The organism is Amycolatopsis sp. NPDC059235 (assembly GCF_042754125.1).
GTDB classification, from domain to species: Bacteria; Actinomycetota; Actinomycetes; order Mycobacteriales; family Pseudonocardiaceae; genus Amycolatopsis; species Amycolatopsis albidoflava.
Window position 1 is genome coordinate 1 of the sequence record NZ_JBHZAG010000011.1, and the last position, 14,929, is coordinate 14,929.

16 protein-coding genes are annotated in these 14,929 nt (G+C 68.4%); 14 read left to right on the top strand and 2 right to left on the bottom strand.

Annotated features, from left to right (window positions below; genetic code table 11):
• Nucleotides 1–156 precede the first annotated feature (156 nt).
• The 11 genes from ACFXI3_RS10165 to ACFXI3_RS10215 all read left to right on the top strand — a co-directional run bounded on the left by ACFXI3_RS10165 (nt 157) and on the right by ACFXI3_RS10215 (nt 10,475).
• Entirely contained in the window at nt 157–636 is a 480-nt protein-coding gene (locus ACFXI3_RS10165) for a hypothetical protein (RefSeq protein ID WP_378399301.1), read from the top strand.
• Between the two features lie 7 nt (nt 637–643).
• On the top strand, nt 644–1,246 hold the full coding sequence (locus ACFXI3_RS10170; RefSeq protein WP_378399302.1) for a TetR/AcrR family transcriptional regulator: 603 nt from the start codon (nt 644–646) through the stop codon (nt 1,244–1,246).
• 69 nt (nt 1,247–1,315) lie between these two features.
• Nucleotides 1,316–1,780, top strand: a complete 465-nt coding sequence (grpE, locus tag ACFXI3_RS10175) for a nucleotide exchange factor GrpE (protein ID WP_344282705.1) — start codon at nt 1,316–1,318, stop codon at nt 1,778–1,780.
• On the top strand, nt 1,777–3,603 hold the full coding sequence (locus ACFXI3_RS10180) for a dynamin family protein (protein WP_378399303.1): 1,827 nt from the start codon (nt 1,777–1,779) through the stop codon (nt 3,601–3,603). The genes grpE and ACFXI3_RS10180 overlap by 4 nt, the downstream gene beginning before the upstream one ends.
• Nucleotides 3,604–3,788: 185 nt before the next feature.
• The gene (locus ACFXI3_RS10185; RefSeq protein ID WP_344282711.1) at nt 3,789–3,932 is read left to right on the top strand and encodes a hypothetical protein; all 144 of its coding nucleotides are present in this window, start codon (nt 3,789–3,791) and stop codon (nt 3,930–3,932) included.
• 98 nt (nt 3,933–4,030) lie between these two features.
• Nucleotides 4,031–4,738 carry a hypothetical protein gene (locus ACFXI3_RS10190; RefSeq protein ID WP_378399304.1) on the top strand — a complete coding sequence of 236 codons (708 nt, stop codon included), beginning with the start codon at nt 4,031–4,033 and terminating at the stop codon, nt 4,736–4,738.
• Nucleotides 4,739–5,184: 446 nt separating this feature from the next.
• The gene (locus ACFXI3_RS10195) at nt 5,185–7,005 is read left to right on the top strand and encodes a phosphoenolpyruvate carboxykinase (GTP) (protein WP_378399305.1); all 1,821 of its coding nucleotides are present in this window, start codon (nt 5,185–5,187) and stop codon (nt 7,003–7,005) included.
• Between the two features lie 90 nt (nt 7,006–7,095).
• Nucleotides 7,096–7,989, top strand: coding sequence for a TIGR03621 family F420-dependent LLM class oxidoreductase (locus ACFXI3_RS10200; protein WP_378399306.1), 894 nt, complete (start codon nt 7,096–7,098; stop codon nt 7,987–7,989).
• Nucleotides 7,986–8,591: an ABC transporter ATP-binding protein gene (locus ACFXI3_RS10205; RefSeq protein WP_344282907.1), complete on the top strand. Its 606-nt coding sequence runs from the start codon at nt 7,986–7,988 to the stop codon at nt 8,589–8,591. The genes ACFXI3_RS10200 and ACFXI3_RS10205 overlap by 4 nt, the downstream gene beginning before the upstream one ends.
• Nucleotides 8,585–9,853 carry a hypothetical protein gene (locus ACFXI3_RS10210; RefSeq protein ID WP_378399307.1) on the top strand — a complete coding sequence of 423 codons (1,269 nt, stop codon included), beginning with the start codon at nt 8,585–8,587 and terminating at the stop codon, nt 9,851–9,853. The genes ACFXI3_RS10205 and ACFXI3_RS10210 overlap by 7 nt, the downstream gene beginning before the upstream one ends.
• A gap of 46 nt (nt 9,854–9,899) precedes the next feature.
• Complete coding sequence (locus ACFXI3_RS10215; protein WP_344282726.1) at nt 9,900–10,475, top strand: EndoU domain-containing protein; 576 nt, start codon at nt 9,900–9,902, stop codon at nt 10,473–10,475.
• 4 nt (nt 10,476–10,479) lie between these two features.
• On the opposite strand, the gene ACFXI3_RS10220 is transcribed toward ACFXI3_RS10215, so the two are convergent.
• Nucleotides 10,480–11,193: an SDR family oxidoreductase gene (locus ACFXI3_RS10220; RefSeq protein ID WP_378399308.1), complete on the bottom strand. Its 714-nt coding sequence runs from the start codon at nt 11,191–11,193 to the stop codon at nt 10,480–10,482.
• Nucleotides 11,194–11,268: 75 nt separating this feature from the next.
• Between ACFXI3_RS10220 and ACFXI3_RS10225 the strand changes: the two genes are divergently transcribed.
• Nucleotides 11,269–12,111, top strand: coding sequence for a LysR family transcriptional regulator (locus ACFXI3_RS10225; protein ID WP_378399309.1), 843 nt, complete (start codon nt 11,269–11,271; stop codon nt 12,109–12,111).
• Between the two features lie 300 nt (nt 12,112–12,411).
• Here the strand turns inward: ACFXI3_RS10225 and ACFXI3_RS10230 are convergent, their stop codons facing one another.
• Nucleotides 12,412–12,681 (bottom strand): helix-turn-helix transcriptional regulator, encoded by a 270-nt coding sequence (locus ACFXI3_RS10230; RefSeq protein ID WP_354735714.1) that lies wholly within the window; start codon nt 12,679–12,681, stop codon nt 12,412–12,414.
• A gap of 304 nt (nt 12,682–12,985) precedes the next feature.
• On the opposite strand from ACFXI3_RS10230, the gene ACFXI3_RS10235 reads away from it, so the two are divergent.
• Both ACFXI3_RS10235 and mctP read left to right on the top strand, forming a co-directional pair.
• Entirely contained in the window at nt 12,986–13,264 is a 279-nt protein-coding gene (locus tag ACFXI3_RS10235) for a DUF3311 domain-containing protein (protein WP_344282736.1), read from the top strand.
• Complete coding sequence (gene mctP, locus ACFXI3_RS10240) at nt 13,261–14,925, top strand: monocarboxylate uptake permease MctP (RefSeq protein ID WP_344282739.1); 1,665 nt, start codon at nt 13,261–13,263, stop codon at nt 14,923–14,925. Before ACFXI3_RS10235 ends, mctP begins: the two co-directional genes overlap by 4 nt.
• The last annotated feature ends 4 nt before the right edge of the window (nt 14,926–14,929 follow it).

Genomic DNA, 14,929 nt, shown 5'->3' on the forward strand with positions numbered 1-14,929 from the left:
AGCGTCCGCGATACGGCCCGTTCAGGACCGGGATGAGCGTTATCAGACCAAGTCAACACATCCTGACCAGCACAAACCACGATGAAACAACCCCATTGGGGCGGTCGAACAGGCCGGACATTCATAAACCGAGCGCGCGGTCTACTATTGCCCACCATGGAGACAGTGGTCGACGAACCGGCGTGGCTGCGCCGCGGATCCTGGCTGGCGTGCCCGGTCGGCGGGGCGCTGCTGGGCTGGGGCGGGCAGGCGCTCGCGGACTGGATCGCGTCGCTGCCGTGGTTCCCGGTGCAGGGCCCGTTCCGGCTGCTGCACCAGATCCCGCAGCCGTGGCGGCTGATCGGCGCGGTCATCGTCGGGCTGCTGCTCGGGGTGGCGTTCGCCTGGTTCTGGGCGTGGGACCGGCTGATCGTGACGGTTTCCGCCACGCGCGTCACGCTCGAACGACGTGAGCGCCGCCGGCGCATCGACACTCCCCTCACCGCGGTGTTCTTCGACGACGGCAAGCTCGTACTGCTCGGCGAAAACGACCGGGAAGTGGCCAAGGAGAAGACGGACCTCTCCCGACGGCAACTGGCCGAAGCGTTTACCGCGCACGGCCGCCCATGGTTCGACGAACCGCCGCCTGAGCGATGATGTCCAAGTGGTGAGGACGGTCGACCCCGAGAAGCACGCGGCGAAACGGCGCGCGATTCTCGACGCGGCAGCCGGGTGCTTCGCCCGCGATGGCTTCGAAAAGACCTCCACCGCGGACATCTGCCGCGCCGCCGGGATCAGCTCCGGCAGCCTGTTCCACTATTTCCCCAGCAAGCGCGCGGTGTTCGTCGGCATTTTCGAGGCGGACACCGCCGAGAACGAGGAACTGCTCGCCACCGCGGTGGAAATGGCCGACCCGTGGGAAGGCGTGCTCGCCGTGGTCGCGCGGATGACGTCGGCGATCGTCCTGCCCGGTGTCGTGCGGCTGATCCTCGAAGCAGCCGCGCAGGCCGCGCGCGATCCCGAGTTCAACGAGCTGATCCGCAGCAACGACGACCTCACGCGCGTCGGCCTCGCGGGCTTGGTCGAACGCGGCGTCGGGACCGGGCGCCTCTCCCCCATGCTGTCCCCGGCTGACGCGGGAAACTGGATCGTCGCGCTCGTCGACGCCTTGCTGTCCCGCGCGAGCCTCGATCCCGACCTGGACGTCGAGCACGAGCAGGCGGTGCTGCGGCAGTTGCTGACGCGGATTCTCGGCCCGTCTGAGTGATCCGCCCCCGCCGCGCGCCGAGGCGCCGCAAACTGGTGGAATCACGGGGACGGCCAGGGGAGGGTCTAGATGGCGTGGTTCGGCCACGAGGAAGCAGCCGACGCGGCCGAAGCGCCGACCGGCGAGATCAGCGCGGAGGCCATCGCGCGGATCATCGCCGAAGCGGACGGAACCGACGCTGCGGCGGATGCGTCGGATCCCGATGTGGACCTCGTAGCTGCCCCGGGTGACCTCGAACGCGCGCTTTCCGACCGGCAGGCGCTCATCCAGCTTTGCCTGTACGCGCTGGACCGCGCCCGCAGCAGCGGCGTCGTGGAACGGCTCGAACACGGCCTCGCCGACATCGGCGTCACCGCGTTGCGCGCCGAAGGCGAACGGTTCGACCCGGCGCGCCACGAGGCGGGCGGCGCCGTGCCCACCGACGATCCGGAGCTGGAAGGCGTCGTCGCGGAGACCGAGGTCGTCGGGTTCGCCGACCAGGAACGGCTGTTGCGCGCGCCGATCGTCACCGTCTACGCGAAGCGGGCGCAGTGACCGCACCGACGCTCCCCGCTCAGGTCCAGGCCGCTCGCGAACAGCTGCTCGGCGTTGTCCGCGAGGCTGATCCGCAGGCCGCCAAATGGGTCGAGGACCAGCGCAAGGCCCGCTCGGAGAAACCGTCCGTGGTAGTCGTCGGCGAGACGAACCGCGGGAAGAGTTCGCTGGTCAACGCCCTGCTCGCGACTCCGGGACTGTCCCCTGTGGACGCTGACGTGGCCACCGCGACCTACCTCGTTTTCGAACACGCGCAGCAATGGGGCGCGCAGGCCTGCTACCCCGGTCAGCTGGCTTCGGTGCCGTTCGACCTGACACAGCTGGTCGACTGGGTGTCCGCCGCGCACGAGCTGCCGCCGGGACAGCTGCCGCCGCGTTACGTCGAGGTCTCCGGCCCGGTCCCGCTGCTGGAACGGCTGACCCTGGTCGACACCCCGGGCGTCGGCGGGCTCGATTCGCTGCACGGCGAGCTGGCCAAGGAGGCCGCCGCCGGAGCGACCGCGCTGGTCTTCGTGGTCGACGCGTCGGCCCCGTTCACCTCCACTGAGCTGCAGTTTCTGCGCGAGGTCGCGGACCGCGTCGAGACGGTTGTCTTCGTGCTGGCCAAAACCGACGCGTTCCGCGGCTGGCGCGAGATCCTGGAAGCCGACCGTCAACTGCTCGCCGAACACGCGCCGCGCTTCGCCGACGCGGTGTTCCACCCGGTGTCGGCGCGCGTGTTCGAGACCGCCGCGAAGGCGCCGAACGAGCAGGTCGCCGCCATGCTGCGGGAGAAGTCCGGCATCGCCGCGGTGCAGGTCGCGCTGCAGGAACTGCTGGTCGGCCGGTCGATGATGTTGAAGGAAGCCAACACGCTCCGCTCGCTGTCGAGCGCGCTGGCCGGGATCAAGGCGAAGCTGCAAGCGGAAAGCCGGGCACTGTCGGCGGGTGAAGCGGAAGCCGAACAACTCCGCGCCCGCCGCGACGATCTCCAGTCCCAGCGCCGCACTTCCACCCGCGGTTGGCAGCTGCGGCTGCGCGGCGAAATCCAGCGCACGCGGGTCGAGGTCGGCCACGAGAGCAGTCGGGAAATGCGCGAGGCACAGGCGCATTTCCGCCAACGCATCGACGCGGCCAAGCGCGACGAGCTGGCCGCGTTGCCGCAGGAAGTGGACATCGCGCTGCAGACCGCGTCGCAGCGAGTGTCGATGCAGCTGTCGCAACGCCTGAACCAGGTCACGAACACCGCGCTGTCGGAGCTGTTCTCCGCTGAGGAACTCGACGTGATCCGCGCCCAGTTCGCCCGCGCCGGCGGCCCGCCGGTCGTGCTGCGCCCGCCGGACAAGAAACCGCCGACGGCCGAAGACAAACTGCTGGTGTTCATGGGCATTTCCGGCGGTGTCGGCGCGGGGAAGATCGCCGCCCTGCCGCTGGCCGGCGTCGCGATCCTCAACCCGGTGGTGCTCCCCGCGACAATCGTGATCGGCCTCGGCGCGGGCTGGTGGATGGCGCGCACTCGCAAGCACGCCTCGGACAAACAGCACCTGAAGCAATGGCTGGTCGAAGCCATCGCCGACGCCCGCTCGACGCTCGATCAGCTGATCGCCGAACAACTCATCGAGGCCGAGCAGCAGCTGTCGCTCGCCCTTGACGAGGCGCTGGGCCGCCGCATCGAGGCGATCGAGGCGGAGCTGAAGGAGGTGGACCAGACGATCAAGATGAGCGCGCAGGAGCGGGCGAAGAAGATCGCGATCGTCTCGAAACGCCTCAAGGACGTGACCGACGGCCACACCCGGGCCGAAACCCTGCTTTCCCGCATCCGCACGGTCCGCGATCGGGCATGATCAGCCGGTGACGTACGGACCTGGATCTCCGCCGCCTGGACCGCAACCGCCGAAGTGGGGAACACCGCCGCCAGCCCCGCAGCGGGGCGGGCCTCCGCCGCCGCGATGGCAGCCGCCGAAGAAGCGCCGCCGGGGCGGGCTGATCGTCGGCATCTGCCTGGGCGCGGTGGTGCTGCTCGCCGGCGGTGGCGTCGCCGTCTTTCGAGGTCGAGGTCAGTCGCGACGCGCATCCGCCGACGAACACCCGGCTCGATCTCAACCGCGAAGAAGCCGGGACCTGGTGCGTCTTCGTCACCGGCTCCGGCCTCCCGGTCAACTTGCCGCCGTGAGCAGGTGATCGGCTTGTGGACGGGAACCGAACCGGCCTAACGTGAGTCATACCGAGCGAAACCAGCGGCAGACCCGGCGTAATAAGGGGGACCAACCCATGTGGGTCGACGAGAGCGGCGGCACTGACGCGACCGGCCACGAGGCCTTGACCGTCCACGTCGACGGCCAGGAGTACCAGGCCGAGGTCAACTACGACACCGACCACGACGGGGTCGCCGACACCGCGGTCGTCGAGCACGACGACGGCACCGCGCAGGCGTTCGCCGACACCGACCACGACGGCGTCGCCGACCACTACGCGGTGCTCGACTCGACCGGGCACGTCGTCGACCAGGCGGTTTACGACGAGAAGACCGGCAGCTGGGTCGAATCCGGCCACGGCCAGTCCGGCTCCGACGGCACCGACACGCACTCGCAGGACACCTCGACCACCGGGCACATCCACGCCGACCTGCCGGACGGCAACGTCGACGCCGGGGTCGCCACCATCGACACCGACCACGACGGGCACAACGACACCGCGGTCGTCGAGACCAAGTCCGGCGGCACCATCGCCTTCACCGACACCAACGGCGACGGCCAGGCCGACGTCGCGGTGCAGGTCGGCGCGGACGGTTCCACCCACACCTACGAGCACACCGGCCAGGGCCAGTGGACCGAGACCGACGGCGCGAACCACGCGCTCGACTCGGCGGCCGCGGCGGACCCGGGCAGCGATTCGGCCTGGGGCGGCGAGGGCGCGCAGCTGCTCAGCGGCGTCGCGAAGATCGACAGCGGAACCGGGCAGTGGATCAGCCCCAACTGAGCCTTCGGTAACTGACGTCACACGAACGGGTCCGGCCGCGCGCCGGGCCCGTTTCGCTGTCTCCGGGACGCCAACACCGCACGCCGTCCGCTCGCGTCCGGCGAACCGGCGCCCGGCGGCACCCCGGCAGCGTCCGACGAAGATCAGGACTGATCAGCCCAGCTCCGGCATCCGGCACGAATGCGACGCGGGCCACGCGGAAAGATTTTCGGCGCTGGCCCGTTCCGGTGAAACTGAATCGATTCCCTTATCGTTCTTGTGAGAGAACCGACAGGTCAGCTCTCGGTTACCTGCCGTCCATCCGGCTACAGTCGGGGAATCCCAAAACCCGCACACCGGTCTTCCGCCGGTGTGCGAAGCCATTCGGTCGCCGGCAACGAAGCCCGCACCAAGAACACTGTCGTTCGCGGTGTGGGCTCTTTTGTCGTCGGAAGTCAGGAGTAGAGATGACCGCAGTCGCCATCCCCGGACTGGACAACGCGCCGACGACGCACAGTGGCGTGCTGTCCTGGGTCCGGGAGGTCGCCGAGCTGACCACCCCGGACCGCGTGGTGTGGGTCGACGGGTCTGACGAGGAAGCCGCCCGGATCAACCAGGAGCTGGTCGACGCCGGCACCTTCGTGAAGCTGGACGCGAAGCCGAACTCCTACTGGGCCACCTCGGACCCCGACGACGTCGCGCGGGTCGAGAACCGGACCTTCATCTGTTCGAAGGAAGAGAAGGACGCGGGCCCGACGAACAACTGGGTGGCCCCGGCCGAGATGAAGGCCACCATGACGGAGCTGTACCGCGGCTGCATGGCCGGCCGCACGATGTACGTCATCCCGTTCTGCATGGGCCCGCTCGGCGACGAAAACCCCAAGCTGGGCATCGAAATCACCGACTTCGCCTACGTCGTCGCGTCGATGCGCGTGATGACCCGCGCCGGCAAGGCCGCGCTGGACAAGTTCGTCAAGCCCGACGGCACCGAGGCCGAGTTCGTGCCCGCGCTGCACTCGGTCGGCAAGCCGCTGGCCGCTGGCGAGAAGGACGTCGCCTGGCCGTGCAACGAGACCAAGTACATCTCGCACTTCCCGGAGGAGCGGCTGATCTGGAGCTACGGCTCTGGCTACGGCGGCAACTCGTTGCTGGGCAAGAAGTGCTACTCGCTGCGCATCGGCTCGGTCATCGCCCGTGACGAGGGCTGGCTCGCCGAGCACATGCTGATCCTCAAGCTGATCTCGCCCGAGGACAAGGTCCACTACGTCGCGGCGGCGTTCCCGAGCGCCTGCGGCAAGACCAACCTCGCCATGCTGCAGCCGACCATCCCGGGCTGGCGCGCGGAGACCCTCGGCGACGACATCGCGTGGATGCGTTTCGGCGAGGACGGCCGGCTGTACGCGGTGAACCCGGAGTTCGGCTTCTTCGGCGTCGCGCCGGGCACCGACAACCACACGAACCCGAACGCCATGCGCACGATCGAGAAGGGCAACACGGTCTTCACGAACGTGGCGCTCACCGACGACGGCGACGTGTGGTGGGAGGGCATGGAGAACAAGCCCGCGCACGCCACCTCGTGGAAGCACCAGGACTGGACGCCCGACTCCGAGGAGAAGGCCGCCCACCCGAACTCGCGCTACTGCGTGCCGATGTCGCAGTGCCCGATCCTCGCGCCGGAGTGGGACGACCCCCAGGGCGTGCCGATCTCGGCGATCCTGTTCGGCGGCCGCCGCAAGACGACGGTGCCGCTGGTGAACCAGGCGCGCGACTGGCAGCACGGTGTGTTCATGGGCGCGACCATGTCGTCGGAGACCACCGCCGCGGCGGTCGGCGCGGTCGGCAACGTGCGCCGCGACCCGATGGCGATGCTGCCGTTCCTCGGCTACCACGCCGGCGACTACTTCAACCACTGGCTGAACCTCGGCAAGAACGCCGACGCGAACAAGCTGCCGAAGATCTTCTACGTCAACTGGTTCCGCCGCGGCGACGACGGCCGTTTCCTGTGGCCGGGCTTCAGCGAGAACTCGCGTGTGCTCAAGTGGGTGCTCGAGCGCGTCGAGGGCAAAGGCAACGCGGTCGAGACCCCGGTCGGCTTCGTGCCGAACGCCGAGGACCTCGACCTCGAGGGCCTGTCCGAGCCGGTCGAGGACATCCAGGCCGCGCTTGAGGTGCGCAACGAGGAGTGGCGCGAGGAGCTGCCGCTCATCGAGGAGTGGTTCGCGAAGATCGGCGAGGTGCCGTCCTCGCTGCGCGACGAGCTCGACGCGCTGGCCCAGCGCCTCGGCTGACGCGGTGGCTTGACTGCTTGAAGGAGGGGACGTTCGCACCGGGCGGCGGACGTCCCCTTCTTCATGCGCGGGAAACGGTAGCGTGGCCGCATGGTCTCTGATGGGGAGAAGACTTTCCGGTTCGGCGTGAACATGGTGCGGCCGGGCTCGCGCGACGAGTGGATCGCGAAGTGCCGCCGGGTCGAGGAACTCGGCTACGACGTGCTGAGCGTGGCCGACCATCTCGGCATCGCGCCGCCGTTTCCCGCGCTCGTGCTGGCCGGTGCGGTCACCGAACGGGTGCGGCTCAACACTTTCGTGCTCAACGCGCCGTTCTACAACCCGGCGCTGCTCGCGCGGGACGTCGCGGGCACGGACCAATTCGTGTCCGGGCGGCTCGAACTCGGCCTCGGCGCCGGATATGTGAAAGAGGAGTTCGAAGCGGCCGGAATGCCGTTTCCGGGCGCGGGCGCGCGGGTCGATCATCTCGAACTCGTGATCAAGGAACTCCAGCGGCTGTACGCGGATCCGGAATACGCGCCGCGACCCGTGCAATCCGGTGGTCCCCCGTTGATGATCGGCGGTCGCGGAGACCGGCTGCTTTCGCTCGCCGCCGAGCACGCGGCGACGATTGCCTTCAGTGGCACGGCAAAGGTGCGCGATGGTGCGCCGCCGATGCTGGCGACGGCGGACGCGGTGGAAGAACGCACGCGGTTTGTCACCGAGCGGCTGGCTGGCCGTGAAGCGGAATTCAACCTGCTCGTGCAATTCGTCCAGATCACTGACGACCGTGAAGGCGCATTGCGGGAAATCCACGCTCGCCTTAGTGACACCCTGACGCTCGACGAATTGGCCGAGGTCCCCACGGTGCTGGTCGGGACGGTTGAGGAAATCACTGACCAGCTGGTCGCGCACCGAGCCCGGTTCGGCTTCAGCTATTTCACGGTCCTGGAACCCAACCTCGAAGTGCTGGCCCCGGTGGTGGATCTACTGTGTCGCCGATAGTCGACGCGCGCGGGCTCGGCGTGAAAGCCGGTGACCTGTGGTTGCTGGAAGATCTCGATTTCTCCGTCGATCCTGGCGAATGCGCGGTGCTGGTCGGGCCTAACGGTGTCGGCAAATCCACGTTGATGCGGTGTCTGTACGGCATGCAGCAACCGCAGCGAGGCCGGGTCCTGATCGACGGCGCGAAGCCGGACGAACGCAGCGTTTCCTTTCGTCGCAAGGTTTCCGTGCTCTTCGACGATTCCGACTTCTTCGCCGAACTCACCCCGACGCAGCACCTGGAGCTGCTCTCCGGTTCGTTCGGCGAGGATCTCGGCGATTTCGAAGAACTGCTCGAGGACGCAGGTCTCGCTGAACGCGCCCGGGTCACCGCAGGACATTTCTCGGCCGGACAGCGTCGCCGGTTGCTGCTGCTTGGCGTCACCGCGAGGCCGCATCGAGTGTTGTTGCTGGACGAACCCGAACGCGCGCTCGACACCGCGGGCAAGGAATGGCTGGTCAAGCTGATCGGCCGCTCCACCGCGGCTGGTGCGGCAGTTGTCGTTGCCACGCACCATCAACCGTTGCTGGACACGGCAGACAGCGTGCTCGAACTGTGGTGACCCGGTTGCGCGTGCCCGGCCGCAAGCGGTTCGGCGGCATCTTCAGCGGCGACAGCCCCACGTTCGTGCTGATGTTCGGCGTCGGTTTCCTGTTCACCGCGTTCTTCCGCACCGACGCGTGGCATCGAGTCCTCTTTGGACCGTCCGCAGTGGACTATTCGGCGGTGCTCGGCTTGGTCGCGTTGTGCGCCGCGGTGGGCTGGCGGAGCTTGCTGCGGCGCGGTTTCGTCTGGGCCGAACCGGCCGAGCTGACCTGGATGGACTTCGCCCAGGTGGGCCGCCGCCGCGTCGTCGCGACCCGGTTGGCCAGCGTGCTGACCGGATTCGTGGTGGTGATCGGATATCTCGCCGCGCTGATGCTGGCGGTCGGCGGCAGTTCGATCGACTGGTGGCGCGCCGCGGCAGCGCTCGTCGCCGGCGGCACGATTCTCGCCTTCACCACCGCGCGTCGCACCGCGTTCCTTTTCGAAGCCGCCGGACCGCTGCTCCTCGCAGTGGCTGGCGTGGTCATCGCCGCCGTTCGTCTCGACGCGACGGCAGTGCAGTACGTCGGCGCAGCGCTCGCGTTATGCGGTCTGCTGCTGGCTTTCGGCGGCGAAGCAGTCAGCGGCGCCGGGCGCGCGGTGTTGCTCGACGGCTGGAATGCCAGGGTCCTGCGCGCGATGGCGGTGACGTTCCTCGACCCGATGATGATGCTGCCGGAGTCCGCGCCCGCGGGCTCGTGGTCGCTGCGCCCGCCCACCGCGTTCCGGCTCGCGTGGGCCGGGATCGTCGGCCGCTCCCGGTACGCGGGCGCGGTTCTGTTAGTGGCTTTCGCGGTAGCCGTCGGACATGTCGCTGTTCCCACTCTGCCGGGACCGGTGCTCGTCGGGATCGGCGCGTACGTCGCGCTTACTCCGTTCGGGGCCGGTCTTGGCGTGCTGTGGCGGAATCCGGGTCGCCGGAGGTGGCTGGGCTCGTCGTCGCGGGAGCTGGTGATCGCGCACGGAACCGCCCTGGTCGTGGTCGGCCTGGTCTGGTCGGCTCTGCTCTCTGTGGCACTTTTGGCTTTGGGCACCACGTTTTCAGCGCTCTCGTGGGTGACTGTCGCCCTGGCGGTGCTTTCGGTGTTGCGCACCGTCACGCGCCAGCCGGTCGACTACAGCAGCGCGGGTTTCGTCGACACCCCCGCCGGCCCGATGCCGGCAAACCTTATGCGGCAACTGTTCCGCGGTCCGGACGTGCTGGCGATCGGCATCTTCGTGCTGGCACAAGTCGGCTGAACGGGCGCTCCCGGGTTAGGCTCCGTGCCGACGAGAGGAGCCGAACGTGGGCGGTGGACACGCTTCCGGCATCGGCCGCAGGGCGACCTGCGAATTTCCGCCCGGATGGACCGACGAGCAGATCATCGCGGTGGTCAAGGACGTCGCCAACGACCCGGGCGAGCCGCGGCGGCAGCAGTACAACGGCCGCTGGCGCTGCGTCGGCGAACGGTACGGCGTGCGCGTGGTCGTCCTGGTCAACGGCGACGGTCTCGTGCACACCAGCTTCCCGCTGCCGGGCCCCGGCGTGGTCCGGAACCCGGACGCCGCGCGGGACCCGGCGAACCCGACCGTCGACGACCGGTCGGGCAACCGGATCAGCTACTTCGTCGACAGCGTCCTGCGGCTGCTCGCCGACCGGATGCCGGCGGAAGACCTCGAGCACTACCGCGACCTGCAGTGGTCCGGCGAATGGGAGGAACTGGCCGACACCATGGCCGCGCACTTCGAGGTCACCGGCATCCAGCTCAATCCGGACGAGTACGCGGATTTCGAGAAGCTGCTGAACTCCTTCGAGCTGCCCGTCCGCGACTGCCGCTACCTCAACGACCGGGAACGGGTGCTCGCCGACCTGCGCGGCTGAGGCGTCACCAGGGGACGACCCCGGCGTCGTCGAAGAACCCGCCGCGCGGCCCGTCGTCCGGGAGGGTCGCGAGCTTGACCGCGATCGCCGCGCCCTGCTCGGGCGTGCGCGTCCCGGCGTAACCATTGAAATCCGTTGCTACGTAACCGGGACATGCGGCGTTGACGATGACGTTCGTGTCGGCGAGCGTGCGGGCGTATTGCACGGTGAGGCTGTTGAGCATCGACTTCGACGGGGCGTAAGCGGCGAGAACCGGGCCCGTTCGCAGCTCCAGCGAGCCCATGTTGCTGGACATGTTGACGATGCGCGGCGAATTGGCGCGGCGCAGCAGCGGCAGCATCGCGTTCGTGACCCGGACGACGCCGAAGACGTTCGTGTCGAGGACGGTGCGGACGACGTCGAGGTCGAGCGTCGTCGGATCCTGGGCACCGCCGTCGAGCTGGCCGCTGATGCCTGCGTTGTTGACCAGAACGTCGAGCCGTTCGAGGGTCTTGGCCGCGGCGGCGACGCTGTGTTCGGAGGTGACGTCGAGCGCGACGCCGAACGCGTCGATGCCCGCGCCGCGCAGTTCCTCGACGGCCTTCTCGCGGTTGGTTTCGTCCCGCGCACCCACGGCAACCGTGAAGCCGATCGAGCCGAGGCCGTGCGCGATGGCGAGGCCGATTCCCTTGTTCGCGCCGGTGACCAGCGCGGTCTTCGTGTCGTTCACTCCGCCCATGATCGGTGCCGGTCGACGCGTCGTCCAAGATCAATGAGGTCCGTTGTGATACCCACCGGGTATTACGCTGGTTTTGTGGACGACCTGGAGACCCGCGAGCTTCGCTACTTCGCCGCGGTCGCGGATGAACTGCACTTCGGCCGCGCTGCTGAGCGCCTCGGGATCGCCCAGCCGCCGCTGTCCCGCGCGATCGCCCAGCTGGAACGGCGGCTCGGCGTCCAACTCCTCGACCGAAACCGCCGCGGCGTCGCGCTGACTGAGGCCGGCCGGGTGCTGCTCCGCGAATCCCGGCTGGCCCTCGCTGCAGTGGCAGCCGCCGCGCGTCGCACGCGCCGAGCCGGGGACCCGCAGCTGATCCTGGCGACCAAAGCCGGGGCGTCGCACGAACTCCTGCAACGGCTGCTGGACGCCCCGGACGCGCCACCGGTCGAGATTCTGCTGTGCGAAGTCGGCGAACAGGCCGGACTGCTCCGCGACGGTTCCGCCGACGTCGCGATCGTGCACCACCCCTACGACGACCTCGCCGGATTCGACACCGAGGCGCTGCAGGTGGAGGGCCAGGTCGCGATCCTCCCGGCGACCCATCCGCTCGCCGCCCGGGAAACGCTCACGCTGGCCGAGGTCAGCGACGTGCCGGACCTGCCGATCGCCCGCTGGCCCCGCCTCGACGGCAGCTACCCGGATGGCCCGGGTCCGGAGGCACGCACCCAGTCGAAACTGGCCCAGCTCGTCGCGCTCGGCCGGACGCTGCTGGTGATCCCGGCGTCGAGCCGAGCCTGGCAGTGGCCCGAACACGTCGCGGTCCCGGTCATCGACGCGCCGGAGGTCACGACGCTGCTCGCCTGGCCGTCCACCAGCCGCTCGCCGGAGGTGGCTGCTTTCGTCCGGTCCGCGGTCGCGCTTCGCGTCGGGGCGTGAGTTGTCCCCAGTTGTGCACTGACGCCGTCCACTAGCTCGTTCCCCGGAGGTGGCGGCGTTGGTCGGGGCGGCGTTTGCGCTTCGCGGCGAGCCTTGAGTTGTCCACAGTTGCCGCTTGCCGAGGTGGCCGCGTTAGTCCAGATCGCGGTCGCACGTCGAGTCGTGAGCTGTCCACAGTTGTCCACAGACGTCCGGCGCTTGCCCGTTCAGCTCGCCCATCCTGCCCCGCGCGGCCGGACTCAGCTGTTCTGCCCGTCCGCCCAGCGCGGCTGCCCGATCAACCCGGGAAGCCGCGAAACCTCAACTGGCCTGCGAAAACGCCGCCGGATCGCCGTCGCACGCGACGCGCAGCCGGTCCAGTGGCATGTCCACCGCGTCGGCGATCGCGGCGACGGTGAAGAACGCGGGCGTCGGAATCCGGCCGGTCTCGATTTTGCGCAGGGTTTCGACCGAAATGCCCGCTTCGGCGGCCACGTCGACCATGCTGCGGCTGGCCCGGGCGGCGCGCAGCACCAGGCCGAGCCGCTCGCCGCGGGAGCGTTCTTCGTCGGTGAGGGGCACGCGGACCATGCCGTTCAGTTTAGCCACAGAGTTGTCCACTGCCTGTGGATAACTCTGTGCACAAGCTGTCGAACCCCGTGGACAACCGCCGGTCGGCACAAGTCCTTGGGGCATTCGGGGCGGTCCGGTCCCGCCGATAGGGGTAGCGAACCGGCCGCTGAGGCCGCGCGGGAGCGGGTTGTCCCCGAGGTTGTCCACACCCTGGAACGTGTTCGCAGTGCTGATCGAATCGATATCGAAGTCGTATGACGGCGGGATGAGCGCGGTCTAGGGTCAGGCGGTCGCGTGTCACGTGAGTGTTAGGTGAGGTTCGATGTCCACTGCCAAACCGGGCGGTCGGGTGCGCGGGTTCCAGTTCAGTGCCTGGAACCTGCTGTTGCTGATCCCGTTGCTGATCCTGGTCACGCCGCTGTTCAACTTCGACGGGCCGCGGCTGTTCGGCCTTCCGTTCTTCTACTGGTTCCAGCTGGCGTTCGTCGTGCTGGGCGTGCTGTGCACCGGCATCGTCTACCTGGCGACCAAGGACAAGCCGCGCAACCAGGGCCAGGACGAGCTGAGCGTTGACGACTTGGACGAGGGGGACGCCCGATGAACAACATTCAGTGGGTCGAACTGATCGTCTTCGCGTTCCTGTTCGTCGTCGTCACCGTGCTCGGCTTCGTCGCCTCGCGCTGGAAAGCCGGCGGCAGCCTCGACCACCTCGACGAATGGGGCCTCGGCGGCCGCAAGTTCGGTTCGTGGATCACCTGGTTCCTGCTCGGCGGCGACCTCTACACGGCCTACACCTTCGTCGCCGTGCCCGCGCTCGTGTTCAGCGCCGGCGCGCTCGGCCTGTACGCGCTGCCTTACACGATCGTCGTCTACCCGATCGTGCTGCTGCCCGCGCTGCGCATGTGGTCGGTCAGCCGTTCGCGCGGCTACGTGACCCCAGCCGACTTCGTCCGCGGCCGCTTCGGTTCGCCGACGCTGGCGTTGCTGATCGCGATCACCGGCATCGTCGCGACCATGCCGTACATCGCGTTGCAGCTGGTCGGCCTCGAAGCCGTGCTGCGCACGATGGGCATCAACGGTTCCGGCATCGTCGGGCACCTGCCGCTGCTGATCGCGTTCGTGATCCTGGCGCTTTACACGTATCAGTCGGGCCTGCGCGCGCCCGCGCTGATCGCGTTCGTCAAGGACATCCTGATCTACATCGTGATCATCGTGGCGATCATCTACCTGCCCTCGAAGCTCGGCGGCTGGGACCACATCTTCAACACCGCCAAGGAAACGCTCGCCAAGCCGAACCCGAAGACGGGCAAGCCGTCCGGTTCGATCCTGCTGACCTCGAGCAACCAGCTGCAGTACGCGACGCTGGCGCTCGGTTCGGCGCTGGCGCTGTTCCTGTACCCGCACTCGCTCACGAGCGTGCTCGCCTCGCGCGGCCGCAACGTGATCAAGCGGAACATGGTGGCGCTGCCGGCTTACTCGTTCGTGCTGGGCCTGCTGGCGCTGCTGGGCTACGTCGCGATCTCGGCGGGCGTCAAGCCGCTGACGAACGCGGCCACCGGAAAGCCGGACGGCAACACGATCGTCCCGCTGCTGTTCGACTCGCAGTTCACGAACTGGTTCGCGGGCATCGCCTTCGCCGCGATCGGCATCGGCGCGCTGGTGCCGGCCGCGATCATGTCGATCGCCGCGGCGAACCTGTGGACGCGCAACATCTACAAGGAGTACCTCCGCAAGGACGCGACGCCGCAGCAGGAGGCGAAGCAGGCCAAACTGGCGTCGCTGGTGGTCAAGCTGGGTGCGGTGCTGGTGATCATCCTGATCGACCCGCAGTTCTCGATCGACCTGCAGCTCATCGGCGGCGTGCTGATCCTGCAGACCCTGCCCGCGGTCGCCATCGCCCTGTACACGCGCTGGTTCCACAAGGCGGGTCTCATCGCGGGCTGGATCGTCGGCATGGGCTGGGGCCTGATCATGCTGTACGGAATCCCCAACCCGGCCAACGGAAAACTCCACTTCGGCGGTTCCGCGCTGGCGATGGGCAACCTGTCGATCTTCGGCTGGCACCCGTTCAGCGGCACCGGTCTCGCGGTGGTGCAGATCTACCCCGGTTTCGTGGCCCTGGTCGCGAACATCGTGGTGGCCGCGGTGGTTTCGGTCATCGCACGGGCGCTGAAGTGGAGCCCGGGCAACGACGAAACCGCGCCCGAGGACTACCACGCCGACGAACACGACAAGGACCTGCGCCCGATCGGCGCGCACTGAGTCC